17 protein-coding genes, 1 tRNA gene and 1 pseudogene are annotated in these 17,834 nt (G+C 71.7%); 11 read left to right on the top strand and 8 right to left on the bottom strand.

The features are described from left to right. Positions 1-25: 25 nt before the first annotated feature. Positions 26-424: a VOC family protein gene (locus ACNNMR_RS18775; RefSeq protein WP_419995783.1), complete on the bottom strand. Its 399-nt coding sequence runs from the start codon at positions 422-424 to the stop codon at positions 26-28. Positions 425-434: 10 nt separating this feature from the next. Then, the gene (locus ACNNMR_RS18770) at positions 435-1,022 is read right to left on the bottom strand and encodes a GNAT family N-acetyltransferase (protein ID WP_419995782.1); all 588 of its coding nucleotides are present in this window, start codon (positions 1,020-1,022) and stop codon (positions 435-437) included. 148 nt (positions 1,023-1,170) lie between these two features. Here ACNNMR_RS18770 and recQ point away from each other — a divergent pair, with 148 nt between their 5' ends. From recQ to ACNNMR_RS18755, 3 genes are all read left to right on the top strand, one after another. After that, positions 1,171-3,081, top strand: a complete 1,911-nt coding sequence (recQ, locus tag ACNNMR_RS18765) for a DNA helicase RecQ (protein WP_419995781.1) — start codon at positions 1,171-1,173, stop codon at positions 3,079-3,081. Between the two features lie 363 nt (positions 3,082-3,444). Next, positions 3,445-3,517 (top strand) — tRNA-Arg (locus ACNNMR_RS18760). Positions 3,518-4,176: 659 nt separating this feature from the next. Beyond that, positions 4,177-5,694, top strand: coding sequence for an AAA family ATPase (locus tag ACNNMR_RS18755; protein WP_419995780.1), 1,518 nt, complete (start codon positions 4,177-4,179; stop codon positions 5,692-5,694). 25 nt (positions 5,695-5,719) lie between these two features. On the opposite strand, the gene ACNNMR_RS18750 is transcribed toward ACNNMR_RS18755, so the two are convergent. Both ACNNMR_RS18750 and ACNNMR_RS18745 read right to left on the bottom strand, forming a co-directional pair. Further along, positions 5,720-6,076, bottom strand: coding sequence for a YciI family protein (locus tag ACNNMR_RS18750; protein ID WP_419995779.1), 357 nt, complete (start codon positions 6,074-6,076; stop codon positions 5,720-5,722). Positions 6,077-6,186: 110 nt separating this feature from the next. Next, entirely contained in the window at positions 6,187-6,594 is a 408-nt protein-coding gene (locus tag ACNNMR_RS18745) for a MarR family winged helix-turn-helix transcriptional regulator (protein WP_419995778.1), read from the bottom strand. A gap of 115 nt (positions 6,595-6,709) precedes the next feature. Here ACNNMR_RS18745 and ACNNMR_RS18740 point away from each other — a divergent pair, with 115 nt between their 5' ends. Next, the gene (locus ACNNMR_RS18740) at positions 6,710-7,633 is read left to right on the top strand and encodes an alpha/beta hydrolase (protein ID WP_419995777.1); all 924 of its coding nucleotides are present in this window, start codon (positions 6,710-6,712) and stop codon (positions 7,631-7,633) included. Between the two features lie 38 nt (positions 7,634-7,671). Here ACNNMR_RS18740 and ACNNMR_RS18735 read toward each other — a convergent pair. Continuing rightward, positions 7,672-7,905: pseudogene (locus ACNNMR_RS18735) on the bottom strand (VOC family protein); the annotation flags it as partial. A 46-nt stretch (positions 7,906-7,951) separates the two neighbouring features. Then, positions 7,952-8,536, bottom strand: coding sequence for a TetR/AcrR family transcriptional regulator (locus ACNNMR_RS18730; RefSeq protein WP_419995776.1), 585 nt, complete (start codon positions 8,534-8,536; stop codon positions 7,952-7,954). A gap of 102 nt (positions 8,537-8,638) precedes the next feature. Here ACNNMR_RS18730 and ACNNMR_RS18725 point away from each other — a divergent pair, with 102 nt between their 5' ends. Next, positions 8,639-9,595 (top strand): NmrA family NAD(P)-binding protein, encoded by a 957-nt coding sequence (locus tag ACNNMR_RS18725; protein ID WP_419995775.1) that lies wholly within the window; start codon positions 8,639-8,641, stop codon positions 9,593-9,595. A 15-nt stretch (positions 9,596-9,610) separates the two neighbouring features. On the opposite strand, the gene ACNNMR_RS18720 is transcribed toward ACNNMR_RS18725, so the two are convergent. Next, positions 9,611-10,315, bottom strand: coding sequence for a hemerythrin domain-containing protein (locus ACNNMR_RS18720; protein ID WP_419995774.1), 705 nt, complete (start codon positions 10,313-10,315; stop codon positions 9,611-9,613). 103 nt (positions 10,316-10,418) lie between these two features. Between ACNNMR_RS18720 and ACNNMR_RS18715 the strand changes: the two genes are divergently transcribed. The 3 genes from ACNNMR_RS18715 to ACNNMR_RS18705 all read left to right on the top strand — a co-directional run bounded on the left by ACNNMR_RS18715 (position 10,419) and on the right by ACNNMR_RS18705 (position 15,147). Next, positions 10,419-13,121, top strand: coding sequence for a BTAD domain-containing putative transcriptional regulator (locus ACNNMR_RS18715; protein ID WP_419995773.1), 2,703 nt, complete (start codon positions 10,419-10,421; stop codon positions 13,119-13,121). Between the two features lie 182 nt (positions 13,122-13,303). Continuing rightward, complete coding sequence (locus tag ACNNMR_RS18710; protein ID WP_419995772.1) at positions 13,304-13,807, top strand: PH domain-containing protein; 504 nt, start codon at positions 13,304-13,306, stop codon at positions 13,805-13,807. Then, positions 13,804-15,147, top strand: a complete 1,344-nt coding sequence (locus ACNNMR_RS18705) for a PH domain-containing protein (protein ID WP_419995771.1) — start codon at positions 13,804-13,806, stop codon at positions 15,145-15,147. The genes ACNNMR_RS18710 and ACNNMR_RS18705 overlap by 4 nt, the downstream gene beginning before the upstream one ends. On the opposite strand, the gene ACNNMR_RS18700 is transcribed toward ACNNMR_RS18705, so the two are convergent. Further along, positions 15,122-15,532 carry an SRPBCC family protein gene (locus tag ACNNMR_RS18700; protein ID WP_419995770.1) on the bottom strand — a complete coding sequence of 137 codons (411 nt, stop codon included), beginning with the start codon at positions 15,530-15,532 and terminating at the stop codon, positions 15,122-15,124. The two genes, ACNNMR_RS18705 and ACNNMR_RS18700, sit on opposite strands and share 26 nt — an antisense overlap. Positions 15,533-15,608: 76 nt before the next feature. On the opposite strand from ACNNMR_RS18700, the gene ACNNMR_RS18695 reads away from it, so the two are divergent. From ACNNMR_RS18695 to ACNNMR_RS18685, 3 genes are all read left to right on the top strand, one after another. Beyond that, positions 15,609-16,382 (top strand): MBL fold metallo-hydrolase, encoded by a 774-nt coding sequence (locus ACNNMR_RS18695; RefSeq protein ID WP_419995769.1) that lies wholly within the window; start codon positions 15,609-15,611, stop codon positions 16,380-16,382. Between the two features lie 55 nt (positions 16,383-16,437). Further along, positions 16,438-17,052 carry a dihydrofolate reductase family protein gene (locus ACNNMR_RS18690; RefSeq protein WP_419995768.1) on the top strand — a complete coding sequence of 205 codons (615 nt, stop codon included), beginning with the start codon at positions 16,438-16,440 and terminating at the stop codon, positions 17,050-17,052. Positions 17,053-17,119: 67 nt separating this feature from the next. Further along, entirely contained in the window at positions 17,120-17,833 is a 714-nt protein-coding gene (locus ACNNMR_RS18685; protein WP_419995767.1) for a hypothetical protein, read from the top strand. The last annotated feature ends 1 nt before the right edge of the window (position 17,834 follow it).

Below are 17,834 nucleotides of genomic sequence, written 5' to 3'. Positions count from 1 at the left end.
CGAGTCGTAACAGCCTCGGGGCGGGTCAGGGCGCGGGCCGGCTGCCGCCGCTGGGTGCGTTGCTGAGGTCGACGACGCAGAAGATGTTGTCGTCCGGGTCGGCGAGTACGACGAAGTCGGGCTCGGGTGGATAGCGGTCCCAGTCGACCTTCCGCGCCCCGAGCCCGGTCAGCCGCTGGACCTCGGCCTCCTGCTCCTCGGCCGTATCGGTGAAGAGGTCCAGGTGGAGGCGGGGATACGGCTCCGGCGGCGACTCGCTGCGCTGCAGGCCGAGGGCGCGGCCGGAGCCGTCGGCGTGGTGCAGGGTGCGCCATTCCTCGCTCGCCCATTCCTCGGTGGCGACGAGGTCGAGGGCCTGGGTCCAGAAGGCCACGGCGCGGGGAAGGTCCGTAACTCCGATGACAGGAATCCCGATGCGCAGCATGCGGGCCAGCCTAGGGGGCGTCCTGGAGGCGGGCGTGTACGTGCATGTCGTGCCAGCCGTCGGCGTGGAGGGCCGAGCTGCGGCGGGTGCTCTCCAGGGGGTAGCCGCACTTTTCTGCTACGCGGCAGGAGGGGGCGTTGGCCGTGGAGTGGTGCAGGTCCAGGCGGTGGAAGCCGGTGGTGAGGGCCCAGGCGGTCATGGCGGTGAGGGCGCGTGGGGCGACGGCGGCGCCGCGGGCCGTGGGGGCGACCCAGTAGCCGATCTCGGCGACGCCCTCGTGCAGGTCCAACTGGCGCAGGGCCATGCGGCCGAGGCAGGCGTCGTCGGCGGTGCGGGCGATCGCCCACTGGGCGGCGGTCTCGGCGGCCCAGCCGTCGCGCCAGATCTTGATGATCGCGGCGGCCTCGTCCGCGGAGTCGAGGCGGCGGGCGTGCCAGCGGGTGATCGCCTCGTCCTGGTAGGCGGCGAGGACGGCGGCGGAGTCGGAGTCGCGCCAGGGGCGGAGGTGGAGACCCCCGTCGCCTGGGATGGGTATGACGGGCTGCGGGGTGGCGGTGAGGGTGCCGGGCGGTATCGCGGGCTGAGTCAGCTGCGGCATGCGGCATGATCAGCACGGGCGGGCATGCCTGGTCAACTGCTTTACGTCAAGGGCTACCGCCGCATTACGTCAAGGGCTGCCACCGCCCGAGGCCGAGTTATCCACAGGCCGGAGCGGGTGATCTTGGAGCTCTCCTAGAGTTGCCCGCATGACTTCTGAACTGATCCCGGAAACCACCGCGGCCGCCCCCGCACAGACGCCGAGCGAGGCGGCCGAGGTGCTGCAGCGTGTCTTCGGCTATGACGCGTTCCGGGGCGAGCAGCAGGAGATCATCGAGCATGTCGTCGGCGGCGGAGACGCCCTGGTGCTGATGCCCACCGGCGGCGGCAAGTCGCTGTGCTATCAGATCCCGGCGCTGGTCAGGCCGGGCACGGGCGTGGTCATCTCGCCGCTGATTGCGCTGATGCAGGACCAGGTGGACGCGCTGCGGGCAGCGGGCGTGCGGGCCGGATTCCTGAACTCCACGCAGGATCCGGACGAGCGCCGCCTGGTCGAGCAGGAATTTCTGCGGGGCGAGCTCGACCTGCTGTATCTGGCGCCGGAGCGGCTGCGCCTGCAGGGGACGGTCGAGCTGCTGGACCGCGGCAAGATCGCGCTCTTCGCGATCGACGAGGCGCACTGCGTGGCGCAGTGGGGCCATGATTTCCGCCCCGACTATCTGGCCCTGTCGGAGCTGCACGCCCGCTGGCCGGACGTCCCCCGCATCGCCCTGACCGCGACGGCCACGGAGACGACCCACGCCGAGATCGCCGGCCGCCTCGCCCTGGAGCCGGGCCCGGACGGCCGCGTGCGCCACTTCGTGGCGAGCTTCGACCGCCCCAACATCCAGTACCGGATCGTGCCCAAGGCCGACCCGAAGAAGCAGCTGCTGAAGCTCATCCGCGAGGAGCACGACGGGGATGCCGGGATTGTGTACTGCCTGTCCCGGGCCTCGGTGGAGAAGACGGCGGAATTCCTGGTCCGCAATGGCATCGAGGCGGTCCCGTATCACGCGGGTCTCGACGGCGGCATGCGCGCCGCGCACCAGTCGCGCTTCCTCCGGGAGGAGGGCCTGATCGTCGTAGCAACGATCGCCTTCGGCATGGGAATCGACAAGCCCGACGTCCGCTTCGTCGCCCACCTCGACCTCCCGAAGTCCGTAGAGGGCTACTACCAGGAGACCGGCCGCGCGGGGCGCGACGGCCTGCCGGCCACGGCCTGGCTGGCGTACGGGCTGCAGGACGTGGTGCAGCAGCGCAAAATGATCGACACCTCCGAGGGCAATGAGGAGCACCGCCGCCGCCTCGGCATGCACCTCGACGCGATGCTGGCGCTGTGCGAGACGGTGCAGTGCCGCCGGGTGCGGCTGCTGGACTATTTCGGCCAGCGCGGCTCGGCCCCCTGCGGCAATTGCGACACCTGCCTCGCCCCGCCCGCCACCTGGGACGGCACGATCGCGGCGCAGAAGCTGCTGTCCACGGTGGTGCGGCTGCAGCGGGAGCGGCGGCAGAAGTTCGGGGCGGGGCAGATCATCGACATCCTGCTCGGGAAGAAGACGGCGAAGGTGGTCCAGTTCGACCACGACGGGCTGAGCGTCTTCGGCATCGGCGCGGACCTGCGCGAGAGCGAATGGCGCGGGGTGGTACGGCAGTTGCTGGCGCAGAGCCTGCTCGCCGTCGAGGGTGACTACGGCACGCTGGTGCTCACCGACACCAGCGGCGAGGTGCTCGGCGGCCACCGCGAGGTCCCCATGCGCAAGGAGCCGGAAAAGCCGGCCCGGACGACTTCGTCGCGCAAGAGCGCAGGCGGCAAGGCAGCCGCGGCCGCCGAACTCCCCGAGACCGCCATCCCGCTCTTCGAAGCCCTCCGCGCCTGGCGCGGCGCCACAGCAAAGGCACAGGGCGTCCCGGCCTACGTCATCTTCCACGACGCCACCCTCCGCGAGATCGCCGCCGCACCCCCCACATCCATGGAAGAGCTCTCCGCGGTGAACGGCGTCGGCGAAAGCAAGCTGGCCAAGTACGGCCAGCAGATCCTGGACGCCCTGGGGGAGGTGGAGCACCCGATCGAAGCCCCATAACGTGGTCGTCGAAGGGCGTCCCAGGCGCCGGAAACGTGCTCGTGGCCCGCAGCATGGACTGGTACGAGGAAACCAGCACGGTCCTGACCGCACGCCCACGCGGGGACCCGCGAGAGCGCCCCCCGGCGATCCGAACGGCCGGAGCGAATCCTCGACCTGGTCAACGATCCCCACAGGGTGGGCAATGTGACGAACGACTTCGTAGGGCTTAGCAGCATGGCGGGGCGCCAGCGGTGAGGGCGCGCGCCCCCGCAGCAGCGTCACGAGGCACGCGACCAGGTGCAACCCCCCCAGCCCGACCCCACCCCGCCACCCAGTCACGATCCGCTACCCTGTCAGAGGCCGCCCGCAGTGGCGATCTCCGCCTCCGTAGCTCAGGGGATAGAGCACCGCTCTCCTAAAGCGGGTGTCGCAGGTTCGAATCCTGCCGGGGGCACCCTTCGCGGCGCGCTGACTGTGCAGGTCAGCGGGCCGCTTACTCTTCCCCGATGCTCTTGGGGTGCGTGTGGGAAGCAGCCCGGGAAGCGGTGCTTGTGCCGCGGGTGCGAGGAAGTCCAGGGCAGAGCTGTTCGGGCGGGTCAAAGCCGGGATTGCTTGTTGGCCGCAGGTTCGTGCCCTCCCTGGACCAGCTACGTCGATCAGGAATGGGCGCGGAGCGCACGAAATCAGTCTCGCCTAGGCGCCGTTGAGGCGCTTTGCTTGCGCCGCTGCTCGGCGATTCACGCCATCACCTCAAGCATCACCGCCGCCTGGCGGTGTGCCAGTGCTTGGCCTTCCTCGCCGCTGACGTGGCGAGGGGCTCGCGTCGACGTCGCTTCTCGTCATGGCCTTCCGGGGCGGCACGAGTGCGCGGGGCTAGTAGCCGCCTGGGCGGTACAGGTCACATGGGCCGTCGCACTCGGGGGCGTCAGGTCACGTCCCGCGGCCTGTACTCATACGTCGTGGGCGATGCCCACGCTGTCCCGAAGCAAGCCTTCCTTGGTTCGGGGCGCATCCGAGCAGCAAGGGCACCTGGCTGGCGCGCTCGGCACATGCAGAGTTAGGCTGACCAGTACTGATTTCGTGCAGGTTGATCTGAACAGTTTCGGAGTGGCTATGGGTGAACAGATCGCCAAGCCAGGGCGGCTCCTCGACCGCGATCACGAGTGGGCCCTGCTGACCGGCTTTCTCGCCGATCCGGCACCGGAGCTGCGCCTTGCCATCGTCTCGGGGCGGCGGCGCAACGGGAAGTCGTTCCTCCTGGAGGCGCTGACCGAAGCGGTGGGCGGGCTGTATCTGACCGCGGTGCAGGAGGAGGGCCGGGTGCCCGCACTGCGTCGGTTCACCGAGGCGATCGCCGCGCACGCGGGGGTGCGGCCCGGAGCGATGCGCCTGGACGACTGGCGGGACGTGCTGACCGCCGCGCTGGAGGTGGCGGGCCGGGCGCCGGGCGCACCGCTGATCGTCATCGATGAGCTGCCGTACCTTCTGCAGCACTCCCCGGAGATCCCCGGGTTCCTGCAGCTGCTGTACGACCAGTCCCAGTCGGGCAAGGCGCCCGGTGGCCGGATCGTGCTGTGCGGCTCAGCGATGAGCGTGATGTCCGAGCTCCTGTCCGGCACCAAGCCGCTGCGCGGCCGGGCCGTCCTCGACCTGCGCCTCCCGGCCTTCGACTACCGCACCGCCCGCGAGCACTGGGGGATCGCGGACCCGGCGGTCGCGCTGCAGGTCGACGCAGTGCTCGGTGGCGCTCCCGGCTACCGGCCGCTGGCCGCGGGGCCGGCGCCGCAGGGCGAGACGGAGTTCGGCCCGTGGGTGGAGCGAACCCTGCTGGACCCCGGGCGGGCGCTGTATTCGCGGGTGGAGGCGGAGTTCCTGCTGCGCGAGGACCCGCGGATCACCCACCGCACGCTGTACTACGACGTACTGTCCGCCGTGGCCAGGGGCGCCTCGACCCCGGCCAAGGTCGGCTCGGTGCTGGAACGGTCCCGCTCCGCCATGGTCGCTCCACTGGAGCTCCTGGAGTCCACCGGCTACGTCCGCAAGGAACAGGACCTGCTCAAGACGCGGCACCCGGCCATCAGCGTGGCGGACCCGGTGATCCGCTTCAACCAGCTGATCACCCTGCCCATGGCGGACCTGGCGGAACGGCGGCGCGGCGCCCAGGTGTGGCAGTCGTCCCGGCCGACGTACCACTCGAAGATCCTCGGCCCGCACTTCGAGGAGACCGCGCGCGAATGGGCCCGCTCGTTCGCCACCGACGAGACCGGGCTGTCACTCGGCTCCGTAGGCGCTGCGGAGATCGCCGACCCGGCCGCCCGGACCAAGCACGAGGTCGACCTGCTCGCCCTGGCCCCCGGCGAGCGCCCGCAAAGCCCCAGGTCGGCCATCACCCTGATCGGTGAGGCCAAGGCGACCATCCAGCCACGCGGGCTGAAGGACCTCCAGCGCCTCGAACGCATTCGCGCCCTCCTCGCCGACCAGGGGCACCGGCCCGAAGGTGCGGCCCTCGCCCTGTTCTCCCTGCACGGCTTCCACCCCGATGTCCTGGACGCCGCCAAGCGACGCCGCGACGTTCTCCTCGTCGATATCAGCGCGTTGTACGGCGACGGACCCATGCAAGGCCCGACATGACAAACGGGCAGGGGGAGGTCCGCCCTCAGTTGTGGTTCACGAGAGGGCGGACCTCGATGCCGCTGTGGTCGTGCGAGGCCTCCGCGAGGGCGCCGGCCAGGTCTGTCGCCTCCGTGAGACTGGCGGCCTCCAGCAGGTAGAAGCCGCCGACGACCTCCTTTGTCTCCAGGAATGGGCCGTCAGTGATCAACGGACGTTCGTCCGACCCTGCGCGAACGGTCGCGGCCTTGTCGGCCGTGTCCAGCTGCCCGGACGCGAGAATCGCCGCGCCCGCCTTCGCGACGAAGTCCCGGTGGCCCTCGTCGATCTGCTTGCTCTCCACGGCCGTCATGGTGTTCCACCGCTGCTGGTCGCCGTAGATCAGAACCAGGTACTTCGGCATCTCGGATCCTCCTGTCGTCCGGGCCAGGCTCGGCCCTCGGTTACCCACCCGACGAACGGGCGTGGCGCTAATCGACAGCCGTGTCGCCGATGGCCTGCTGCCGGGGGCACTTAGGTGAGCAGCTCCTGGAGGATGCGCTGCAGCTCGGTGCGGTCCTGGGGGGTGATCCTTGCCAGTCTGCGGTCGTACTCCGCCGCGAGGGCCGTGAGGGCGCGGGCTCGCGCCTCTGTGCCTTCGGTGGTCAGTACGAGACGGTGGCGTCGGAGGTCCGCGTCGTCGATCTCGCGGCGGATGAAGCCCTTGGCGACCAGGTTGCGGACGTAGACCGTCACGCTCGCTTTGGGCAGCAGCAGGGCTGCCGCGATCTCGGCCGGGTACGGCGAGGCTTCCACTTCGGCCAGGACGAAGAACTCCTTCGTCTCCAGCCCGAGATCGGCCAGCTCCACCGTGCAGGCATCCATCACGACGCTCAGCAGCCGCTGGTTCAGCGTCCACAGCTGTGCCCCGTCGACGGTCATGCGGGCCCCTTCCAGACGAGTGGTACGATTCTGTATTAGTTTAGAGATGTACTAGTAACGGTTTCGTACTGGGTGTCTACGGAACGGAACAATAGCCTCGCGAAGGGCGCCAGACATGATTCAGCACCTCGCGATCCCGCGCGGTCCCATCGAGCTTGCCGCCGACCTCTACCTGCCCGATAACGCCGACAGCGCCAACGCCATCGCGCCATTGCGCGCCGTAGTGCTCTCCACCCCCGGCAGCAGCGTGAAGGAGCAGATCGGCGCCAACTACGCCTCCCGCCTCGCCGCCCGCGGAATCGCGGCGCTCGTCTTCGACCCCGCCCACCAGGGGCAGAGCGGCGGCGAGCCCCGCGACCTCGAAGATCCTTACCGCCGCGGCGAGGACATCTCCTACGCCATCGACGCACTCGCCACGACCCCCGGCATCGACCCGCAGCGCATCGGCGTCCTCGGCATCTGCGCCGGCGGCGGCTACGCCGTGCACACCGCCCGCACCGACCACCGCATCAAGGCCGTCGGCACGGTCGTCCCCGGCAATATGGGCACCTCGTTCCGCAGCTTCCAGCCCGACGGCCCGGCCGCCGCACTCGATGCTCTCGCCGATACGCGTACCGCAGAGGCCCGCTCGGGCGGGATGACCCGGGTGAACTGGATGCCCGACACCCTGGAGGACGCCGCAGCAGCCGGTCTGACCGATATCGACACCACCCAGGCCATCACCTACTACCGCACCGAACGCGGCTACAACGATCGCTCCACCAACCGCCGCCTCTCGCGCAGCGATTCCCTCCTGCTGGGCTACGACGCGTTCCACCTGGTCGACCAGCTCATGACTCAGCCACTCCAGGTCATCCTCGCCGGACGCATCGGCAACACCGGCACCTACGACGCCGGAATGCGGCTGTGGAAGATGGCCCCCAACCCCGTCGACCTCATGGTGATCGACGGCGCCGGACACTACGAGATGTACGACGTGCCCGAGTACGTCGACGCCGCCGTCGACCGGCTCACCGGCTTCTACCTCGAAAACCTGTGAACAGTTCGGTCAGGCCTTCTTCAGGTCCTCGGCGAGCATGACGAGGATGCCGCTGGGTGGATGTACTCGAAGAGCTCCAGGCGGCCTTGGCCGTCCGGGGTCTGGAGCATCGCGATGTTGGCGTGGTTGCCGTCCAGGCCGACGGCCGTTTCGGTCCACTCGCCGCTGACCGTGTCGCGGCCGAGGACCGTGAGTCCGAGGTCGGTGAAGAAGGAGATCGCTGCTTCAAGGTCGCGAACGGTGATGCCGACGTTCTCGAGTTTGATGGGCATGCGCCGGATGCTAGCGAGCCGGCGGCGGCAGGCGGCGGCCGTCGGGTCAGCCCGGGGCGAGTCCCGTGAGGGCCAGGTGGAACAGTCGCTGCGCGCGGGTGGCGGGGTCGGGGGTTTGTTCCGTGGCCAGGGTGATGCCGACGATCAGGGTGATCAAGTCCGCGACCGTGATGCCTTCTGCCGCTGTGCCGTGCTGCTGGGCGCGGTGCAGGAGCGGGGCCGCCGCGTCTTCGAGGGCTGCTGAGCAGCTGTTCTCGTGTGCTGGGGTCGCGGCGGTGTCGTAGGCCAGGGCGGTTGCCAGGCCGCGGGCTGTGACGCAGTACGTGACGACCTCGTCCAGCCACTCGCGGAGGGCCTTGCCGCTGTCCGGCTCGGCGGTCAGGTCGCGGGCGCGGGTGCACAGGGCCTCGATGCGTTGCCGGGAGACGGCCTCCAGGAGCGCGTGGCGGGTGGGGAAATGGCGCCGTACGGTCGCCGAGCCGACGCCCGCCGTGCGGGCGATCTGTTCCAGGGACGCTTCGGCGCCGTGGGTGGCCACCTCCGACTCGGCCACCGCGAGGATGCGGGCGTAGTTGCGGCGGGCGTCCGCGCGCTGACGGTCGGGTGCGGGTGCGGGTGCGGGTTCTGGCATGGTCCGCCTCACCTCCAGGTTTGCTAAGCGGCGGGCCCCGCCATATCGTAACCGAAGGCTAAGTGGCGGGCCCCGCCGTTTAGCGTCTGCGAATGGAGAAGCATGTCCGAGCAAGCCGCACCCGCCCCCGCCCCCGTCCTGGTCACCGGCGCCACCGGCAAGCAAGGCGGCGCCACCGCCCGCGCCCTGCGCGCCGCCGGCACCCGCGTCCGCGCCCTCGTCCGCGACCCCGCCTCCGACCGGGCCAAGGCCATCGAGGCGCTCGGCGGTGTCGAGCTGGTCGTCGGCGATCTGCACGACCGCGACTCCGTGATCCGCGCCGCCGAGGGCGCCCGCGCCGTCTTCTCCGTGCAGATGCCCGACATGAGCGGGGACGCCCCCGACTTCGACGGGGAGGTGGCCCAGGGCGTCAATCTCATCGAGGGTGCGAAGGCCGCCGGCGTGCAGCACTTCGTGCACACCTCCGCATCCGGCGCCGGGCAGCACACCGAATCGCCCGGCTGGGCCGAAGGGCGCTGGGCGATGTTGGAGCCCTCCCTCAGCGCCAAGGCCGCACTTCAGGACCGGGTCCGCGAGGCCGGCTTCCGACGCTGGACGCTGCTCAAGCCGGGCTTCTTCATGGAGAACTTCCTCCCCGACTCCGCCTACCTCTTCCCCCGCGGCATCGAGGGCGGCCTCGTCACCGTCCTCCGCCCCGAGACCCGCCTCTCCCTCGTCGCGGCGGACGACATCGGCGCGGCCGCCGCGGCAGCCATCGCCGCACCGGAACGCTTCGACCGCGTCGAACTCGAGCTCGCCAGCGACTACTTGTCCATGCGCGAGATCGCCGGCGTCCTCTCGTACGAACTCGGCGCCGACCTCCCCGCGCCCGACATGACCGAAGCGGAAGCCTTCGCCGCCGGCATGCCCCCCATGGGCCTCTCGCACCACTGGCTGAACGCCGTCGGCCAGCCCGCCCGCCCGCAGTACGCCACCGACCTCGGCATCCCGCTCACCTCCTTCAAGGAGTGGGCGCGGCGCGCAGTCCTTGAAGGTGCGTACGGGCCGCGGCGCGCGTGAGCGAGCGGTCGAGGATCAGAGAGCTGCACCCCGGCTCGCGGCGGCCAGGCGCTTGCGGCGGGTGCGGTAGAGGCGGGTTCCGAGTGGGCGGCCGGCGTGCCAGACGGGGGCGGGGACGGCGGCGCGCAGGAGTTGGGCCTGCTCCTCGCTCGCTCCGTGCAGGGCCATGCCCAGCATCAGCAGGCGCCGCGCGAAGGTCACCTTGCTGAGGGACGCCTCGACGGTCGCCTTCCACTCGCGTTCGGTCAGGTGGCGATCTATGAGCGGCAGGATCTGCTCCTCCTCCAGCGTCAGATGCTCGTACAGCGATGGCAACAGACCTTTCGCAACGGTGGCGACGGCATCCCGGTTGGCGGCGTCGGGGGATTCCTGCCAACGCCGGCCGCCCGCGGCGAGCGCTTTCAACTCGTCGTCGATGAAGGCGTGCTGCCGGTCCATCGTCTCGATGAGCGGCCCGACGTCGTCGGGGCAACGCTTCCGCAGCCGGGGCCACACATGGTCGTCCTCGCTGGTGTGATGGGCGTGCAGGAAGTCGACCATCATCAGGACGTGCCCGGCGACTACGGCGGTGCCGTCCGCGTCACCCGCCGGCACGCCGGTGATCAGGGCGGGCAGAGCGGCGAACTCCCGCCGCAGGGCGTCGTGCGCGCCGATCATGTCGCGGCTGTCGGCCATCTTCTCGTTGCCCAGGGGAGCGGCTTCGAGCTTGTCGTTGTCCATGGGAGCAGCTTCGAGGCCGTACCTTTCAAACCGCATACAACACCGGTACGGCGCGGCCGCCGCGCCATTTGCCGCCGTCGGTGACTTGGGCTTACATGATGCGGTGCTGACGTTTGCGGTGCTGGGTCCGCTCGAGGTCCGTGCGGGCGATCAGCCGGTCGATGTCGGGGGCCGGCTGCCCCGCAGGCTACTGGCGATGCTGATCGCCGCGGAAGGACGGCCGGTCTCGGAGGACGTCCTGGCCGAAGGGCTGTGGGGGGAGCGCCCGCCACGCAATCCCGCGGGCGCCCTGCAGGTGTACGTATCCCGGCTGCGCCGGGTGCTGCCGGGCACGGCGTTGCAGCGCGCCGCCGGCGGCTATCGGCTCCTTGCCGCCGACACCGACACCGACACCGACGTCGAACGGTTTCGTGGCCACCTGGTCCGCGCCCGTGCGCTGGCAGCCGGCGACCGCAGCGCCGAGGCGCACGAAGCCTTCGACGCGGCGCTGCGGTTGTGGCGCGGGACCCCGTACGAGGAGCTGGCCGACGACGAATCGACGACCGCGGTCCGTGCCGCCCTGGTGGAACAGCGCGACAGCGCCCAGGAGGAGGGCGCCGCGGCGCTGCTGGCCACCGGCGACCACGCCGGTGCGGTGGCGATGCTGGAGTTGCTGGTGCACGCCGCGCCGTACCGCGAACGCCGTTGGCAGTTGCTGGCGCTGGCGCTCTACCGTTCGGGACGCCAGGCCGACGCCCTGAAGGCGGTGCGCCGGGTCCGGACCCTGCTTGCCGAGGAGTTGGGCGTCGACCCCGGACCGGAGCTGCGGCAGCTCGAAGCCCGGATCCTGGCGCAGGACCCGGCCCTGGCGGCCGGCGGCGGCGCGGCCGCGGCGCCCGGTGACCGGCCGCTGTCGTCGTTCATCGGCCGCGACGCCGATCTGGCCCTGCTGGACGGCCTCGTCGGCACGCATCGGCTCGTCACCGTCGTCGGGCCCGCCGGAGCGGGCAAGACCCGCTTGGCCGTGGAATGGGCCGGGCGGGACGCCGTCGTCCGGCTCGCCGACGTGGCCGACCCCGCCCCCCTGGTCTCGGCGGTCGCCGCGGCGGTCGGCGTCACCGGGTTCGCCGGGGACCCGTACGAGGCGCTCGTCAAGCGGCTGCGCCTGCGCGGGGAACCCTTGGTGCTCGACAACTGCGAGCACCTCGCCGACGAGGTGGCCCGGCTCGTCGTCGACCTGCTCGACCGGATTCCCGCGTTGCGGGTGGTGGCCACCAGCCGCAGCCCGCTCGGCGTCGACGGCGAGCACACGCTGCCGCTCGGGCCGCTGGCCGCCGACGACGCCGTGACGCTGCTGGCCGATCGCATCCGCGCGGGCCGGCCCGGCTGGTTCGCGCAGGACGCCGACCGCCGGGATCTGCGCCGCCTCGCCGACGCGCTGGACCGGCTGCCGCTGGCCCTGGAACTGGCGGCGGCGCGGGTGCGGACCTTCGGCGTACGGGGGCTGATCGAGCAACTGGACGACCGTTTCACCGTGCTGGGCCGGATCCCGTACGGCACGATGACCCCGCACGCGACGTTGCAGGAGGCCGTCGCCTGGAGCTTCGTTCTGCTCTCCGGCGACGAGCGTGACCTCGCGGTGCGGCTCTGGCCGTACGAGGGTGGCTTTCCCCTGGAGGCCGCGGCCGCCGCCGGGCGCGGCACGGTCGGCTCGCTCGTCTCGCTGGTCGACCAGTCCGTGGTCACCGCGGAGACCGGCGGCGGCACGGCGCGCTATCGGATGCTGGAGACGATCCGGGCGTACTGCCGGTCCGTGGACAAAGATCCGGCGGCGACCCGGGCCGCCCACGCCGTCTGGGTCCGCGAGCTGGCCGCCAGGGCCGTGGGCGATCTGCAGGGCGTACGGTCCGCGGCCACGATGGCGGCGCTGCGGCTGGAGCTGCCGAACCTGCGCGCGGGGCTCGCGCACGACCTGACGCAGGCCCCGGCCGAGGCATTGCGTACGGCCGCGCGGCTCATGTGGTTCTGGATCCGCAGCGGTCTGCTCGCCGAGGGCAACCGGATGCTGACCGCAGCCCTGGCCGCCGCGCCGGACGCCCCGCTCGACGACATCGTGCGGGCCAGGACCGCGTCGGCCGGCCTCTTGTACTTCACCGGCGACGTCACCACGGCACGGCGCATGCTGTCCGAAGCGGTCCTGGCGGTGGGCTCGGAGCCGGAACACCGCAGCCTGCTCGCCGAAGCCCGCTACTACCAGGCTCTGGTCCAGCTGCCGGGAGGCGACCCGGCGATCGCGCTGACCGCGGCGGCCGAGGCGCACGCCATCGCCACCGAGACGCAGACCGCCTGGCTGATTCCGGGCGCCACGATGGCGTGGGGCGCCGCCCTCGTCATGGCCGGCCGCATCGCCGAGGGCAGGCAGCGGCTGCGGGCCGCCGTGCGGCTCGCCGACGCCTGCGGGAAGGTCTGGACGGCCGCGCTCAGCGAGCTCATGCTGGCCCAGACCCTGGTCGACGCGGGAGACGGCGAAGCGCTGCCCCTGCTGCAGATCTCGCTGCGGCGCTTCATCGACGAAGGCGACCTGAGCAACCAGCTGGCCGTGCTGCACAACGGGGCCCTGGCCCTGGACGCGGCCGGCGATGCGGCCGACGCCGCGCTGCTCCGCGACGTGGTCCATTTCCACATGGTGCACAGCGACATCCGGCCGGCCGGGACCTACCTCCAGTCGATCATGCCGCACGGCTGGTACGAAGGCGCCCCTCCCGCTCAGCCGCCGACACTCGACGACGCCGTCGCCGTCCTGACCTCTCCGGCGCGCACTGTCTGACGGCTGACGGCCCGCGCAGCGTCGTCGGCGGCGTGCACACCGACGCGGAATCGCTGCGCGACGCGCCCCGGAACCGACGACCTCGACGAGATCGCCCGCCTGGCCGAGATCGTCCTCTGACCCGACGCACCTCCTCCTCACGGCTGACACGGGCGGGTCGGGGACCGGCCTAGGCTGACGGTATGGAGATCACGGGGGCGCCGCAGGTCGGACCGCCAGAAGGGGAGCCCGGCTGGCGTGGGGTGGAGGCCGGGTTGCTGGCCATGCGGCGGCTGGTCCTGCTGCTGGTGATGGTGCCGGTGACGGTGGCCGTCGGGTTGCTGCCGGGGCTGCTGGCCGGGTGGGGGTGGGCGGCCTTCGCGGCGCTGCCGGCGGCGGTGGTGCTGTGGGGGTGGTGGGCGCTGGCGCGTAACTGGGCGTCCTGGCGGTATGCCGAGCGCGGCGACGACCTGCTGCTCCAGCGTGGCGTCATGTGGCGCGAGGAGACCGTCGTGCCGTACGGGCGGATGCAGCTGGTCGAGGTCTCCTCGGGGCCGCTGGAGCGCAAGTACGGGCTGTGCTCGCTGGAGTTGCACACCGCCGCGGCCGCCACCGACGCCACCATCCCCGGGCTCTCCCCGGCGGAGGCGGAGCGGCTGCGCGACCGGCTCACCGAGCTGGGCGAGGCGAGGTCGGCGGGGCTGTGAAGGTCAGCGATCTGGAGAACGGCCGCCGCCTGCACTGGATAACCCCCTGGCGCCGCGCCTGGGCGCCGGTCGCGGCGCTGGCCGCCTTCGCGGTGCGCGACTTCGAGCAGGCCCGGACGTGGATCACCGAGCTGTCCGTGGGCTGGCTGGTGCTCGCCTTCGTCGTGCTGCTGCCGGTCGCCGTCGCGTACGGATTCCTGTCCTGGTGGTACACCGGCTTCGCGGTCACCGAGACCGAGCTGCGCGTCCGTACGGGCCTGCTCTTCCGCCGCACCGCGCATATCCGGCTCGACCGGATCCAGGCGATCGACGTGTCCCGGCCGCTGTTCGCGCGCCTGACCGGGGTGTCCAAGCTGAAGCTGGACGTCGTCGGCACGGAGAAGAAGGACGAGCTGGCCTTCCTCGGCGTGCAGGACGCCGCCGTGCTGCGCGCCGAACTCCTCGCCCGCAGCGCGGGCAACGCCCCCGGTAGCGCGCCGGATGCGCCGCAGGAGCCCGGGCTCCCCGGGAAGCCCGGGCCTGGCGCGGCTCCCGCCCGGCGGCTGTACGCCCTCGACCGCCGGACGCTCGTCCTCTCCGTCCTGCTGTCCGGCTCCTGCTGGAGCGCGCTGGCCGGTCTTGCCGTGGTGCCGGCGCTCCTGTGGATCTGGACCGGCAGCCCATGGGCCGTGATCGGCGCCGGGCTGCCGCTGACCGGCTGGGTGTGGTCGGCCAGCGGGAACCGGCTCCTGACCGAGTACGGCTGGACCATCGACGACTCCGCCGACGGGCTGCGCCTCGACCACGGCCTGCTCGACCGCGACCACGCCACCGTGCCGCTGGGCCGGGTCCAGGCGGTCACCATCGCCGAGCCGCTGCTGTGGCGCCGCCGCCGCTGGGTGCGGATCACCCTGGGCGTCGCGGGCCAGGACAAGGAGAAGGGCGGGCTGCTGCTGCCGGTGGGTTCGTACGAGGACGCCGAGCGCGTGCTCGCGCGGGTGCTGCCCGGCGTCGACCTGGCCGCCGCGCGCGCCTGTACGCGCGGGGTGCCGCGGGCCGCGCGCTGGTGCGCGCCGCTGTGGTGGCGCGGGTACGGGCACGGGGTCACCGAGTCGGTCTTCGTCGTACGCCGCGGGCTCCTCAGGCGGTCGATGACCCTGGTCCCGCACGCCAAGGTGCAGTCCGTCCGTCTCACCCAGGGCCCCTGGGAACGCCGGCTCGGCCTCGCCGACATCCACGTCGAGGACGGCGCCAACGCCACCACCGCGGCCCGCCTCCGCCCCGCCGCCGAAGCGACCGCCATCCTCTACGCCCAGGCCGACCGCTCCCGCACCCTCAGGCGGACTCGACGATCTCCTTGAGCCGCTCCAGATCGGCCGCGACGGTGGCGGCATCGCGCCGGAGGTCGTCGTCGCTCATCTCCGCCCGCCGGCGGATGGTGAAGACCACCTCGCTCGCGGCGTCGCCGTCGGCGAGCACCCGGACCGGGTTGTAGACGGTCTCCCCGGAGGGCAGCGTGACGTCGTGATCGAGCACGCCCAGGTCATTAGGGGCCGCAAACGCCACCACGACCCGCCCCATCGGCGACTGAGCCACCCACTGCCCGTCCACCTTCTCGATCGCCCCGCTCAGCCCGTGGGCCCACGCGGGCAGATTGCCCGGGTCGGACGCGTAGCCGTACACGGCGGCGACGGGCCGGTCGATGAAGACGCTGACGTGCCGGGATTCCCTGCTGACAGTGTTCATGGAGCCGACGCTAGCCCGCCACGACCTCCACGGTCTTGAACGAATCGGACCCCTGCAATCCCCCTACAATCCCCCAATGATCACCCTCACCGTCCTCGGCAGCGCCACCCCTTACGCCGCCGACGGCAACCCGTGCTCCGGCTATCTGGTCACCGCCGGCGACACCCGCGTCTGGGTGGACGCGGGCAGCGGCACGCTCGGGGCGCTGCAGCGGTATGCGCGGCTGGACGAGCTGGACGCCATCTGGATCTCGCACCTGCACGCCGACCACAGCGCGGACCTGCTGACCGCCTACTACGCGGCGCTCTACGCCGACGTGAAACTGCCCGCGCCGCTGCCGCTGTACGGGCCGCCGGGCATCGCGGACCGGCTCGCGCACTTCCTCACCAACGGCCCGGACCGCAGCCCGGTCGAAGCCGCCTTCGCGGTGACGGAGCTGCACGACGGCCATCGCGTACGGGTCGGCGCCCTCACGCTCACCACCGCGGCGGTGGCGCACGGGATGCCCGCCTTTGCCGTACGGGCCGAGGACGGCGAGGGCCGGTCGCTCGTGTACTCCGGCGATACGGCGCCGTGTGCCGGGCTGACGCGGCTGGCGCGGGGCTGCGATGTGCTGCTGTGCGAGGCGGACAGCGCGATAGCGGGTGCGGGTGCGGATGCGGATCCACCCGTGCACCACACCCCCGCCGAGGCCGGTGACACCGCGGCGGCGGCCGGGGCCGGGCGGCTGGTCGTGACGCATGTCGGGCGGTCGCTGACGCCGGAGGAGGCGGTGGCCGGGGCGGCGGCGCGGTTCGCCGGGCCCGTCGATTACGCGGCGCCCGGTGCCGTCTTCCCGGTGGGCCGATGACTTTCGGCGCGGGTGCCGGTCTGTCCAGTTGGCCGAACCCACCAGGAGGCAGCTCATGAAGAAGATCACTGCCAGTCTTTTCACCTCGCTCGACGGGGTCGTCGAGGCGCCCGACCAGTGGCACTTCCCGTACTTCAACGACGAGATGGGGGCCTCCGTCGACGCCCGCATCGGTGCCGCCGACACGATTCTCTTCGGCCGCAGGACGTACGACAGCTTCGCCGGCGCCTGGCCGGGGCGCGAGGCCGGGGGTGGGCCCGACGCGCACTTCGCGAAGAAGCTCGGGGACGCGCGGAAGATCGTCCTCTCCCGCTCCAAGCTCGACTTCCACTGGCGCAACTCCGAGCAGTTCGCCGGCGACTTCACCGAGACCGTCACCGCGCTGAAGAACGAGCCCGGCGACGGCATCATCGGCCTCAGCGGCTCGGTCTCCATCGTGCGGCAGCTGCTCGCCGCCGGCCTCCTCGACGAGCTGCACCTGCTCGTCCACCCCATCGCCGTCCGCAAGGGCCTCCGCCTCTTCGACGAGGCCGACACCCCGATCCCGCTCCGGCTCGTCTCGTCCGCCACCTTCTCGACCGGCGTGCTCGACCTGCTGTACGCACCCGCCGAGGCGCCCGCGGCCGCCGGATACGAGTCCGCGAAGACCCATCTGCCCGAGGAGGAGTAGTCCTGCAACCTCCAGGACGCCCCGCACGTCGAAGCGGCGACGGGCGGGCGAGTCCTGGGAGGACGGCATGGGTTGGACCGGCTGGTTCCAGGGGCGGCGGGCGGTGGCGCTCGCCAGTGCGGTGGTGCTCGCGGCGGGGGCCACCGGCGTCTACGCCCTGCTCGACGACGGTGACGACGGCCGCTATCACGGCTGCGACGACGCCGACGCGACCTACGACCCCGCCTACCAGCTCCCGGCCGAGAGCGCGCAGGACTGGGTGTCGTTCGGCGACCACGTCGCGATCTACCACGTCCGCAAGGGCAGCGAAAAACCCACGGAGGAGAAGGAGACGCGCACCGCCGAACTCGTCGTCGACAAGGTGCTGCACAGCCGCCCCGGCGCGAAGAAGCTGCCGCACTCCTTCCGCGCCCGGCTGTGGGAGGTGCCCTGCGAGCCCTGGATCACGACGGGGCACCGGTACCTGGGTCCCCTAGTCTTCGACAGCCCGCTCAAAGGCGACCCCGCGGCCTGGTGGCCGATGCACGGCGGCGGCGTCCTCCCGTACGACGGCAAGGCCATCGGCACCGGCGAGATCATGGGCAAGTCCGGGGAGACGCCGCCCGACGAGCGCTCCCCCTTCGGCCTCTCCAAGCAGATGCACGGCGAGCACGCCCTGTCGCTCCAGAGCCTCCTCCAGCAGACCGAGCCGTATTCGGAGGCGGCCCGCCATCCCGCGCTTCCGCCGGGCAAGCGGGCGGAACTGGTCAGCAAGTCGCTGGAGCGGCAGGGCGATTCCTGAG

It is taken from the genome of Streptomyces boninensis (assembly GCF_048572725.1).
GTDB lineage: Bacteria > Actinomycetota > Actinomycetes > Streptomycetales > Streptomycetaceae > Streptomyces > Streptomyces boninensis.
This window is presented reverse-complemented; position numbering and strand designations above follow the sequence as displayed.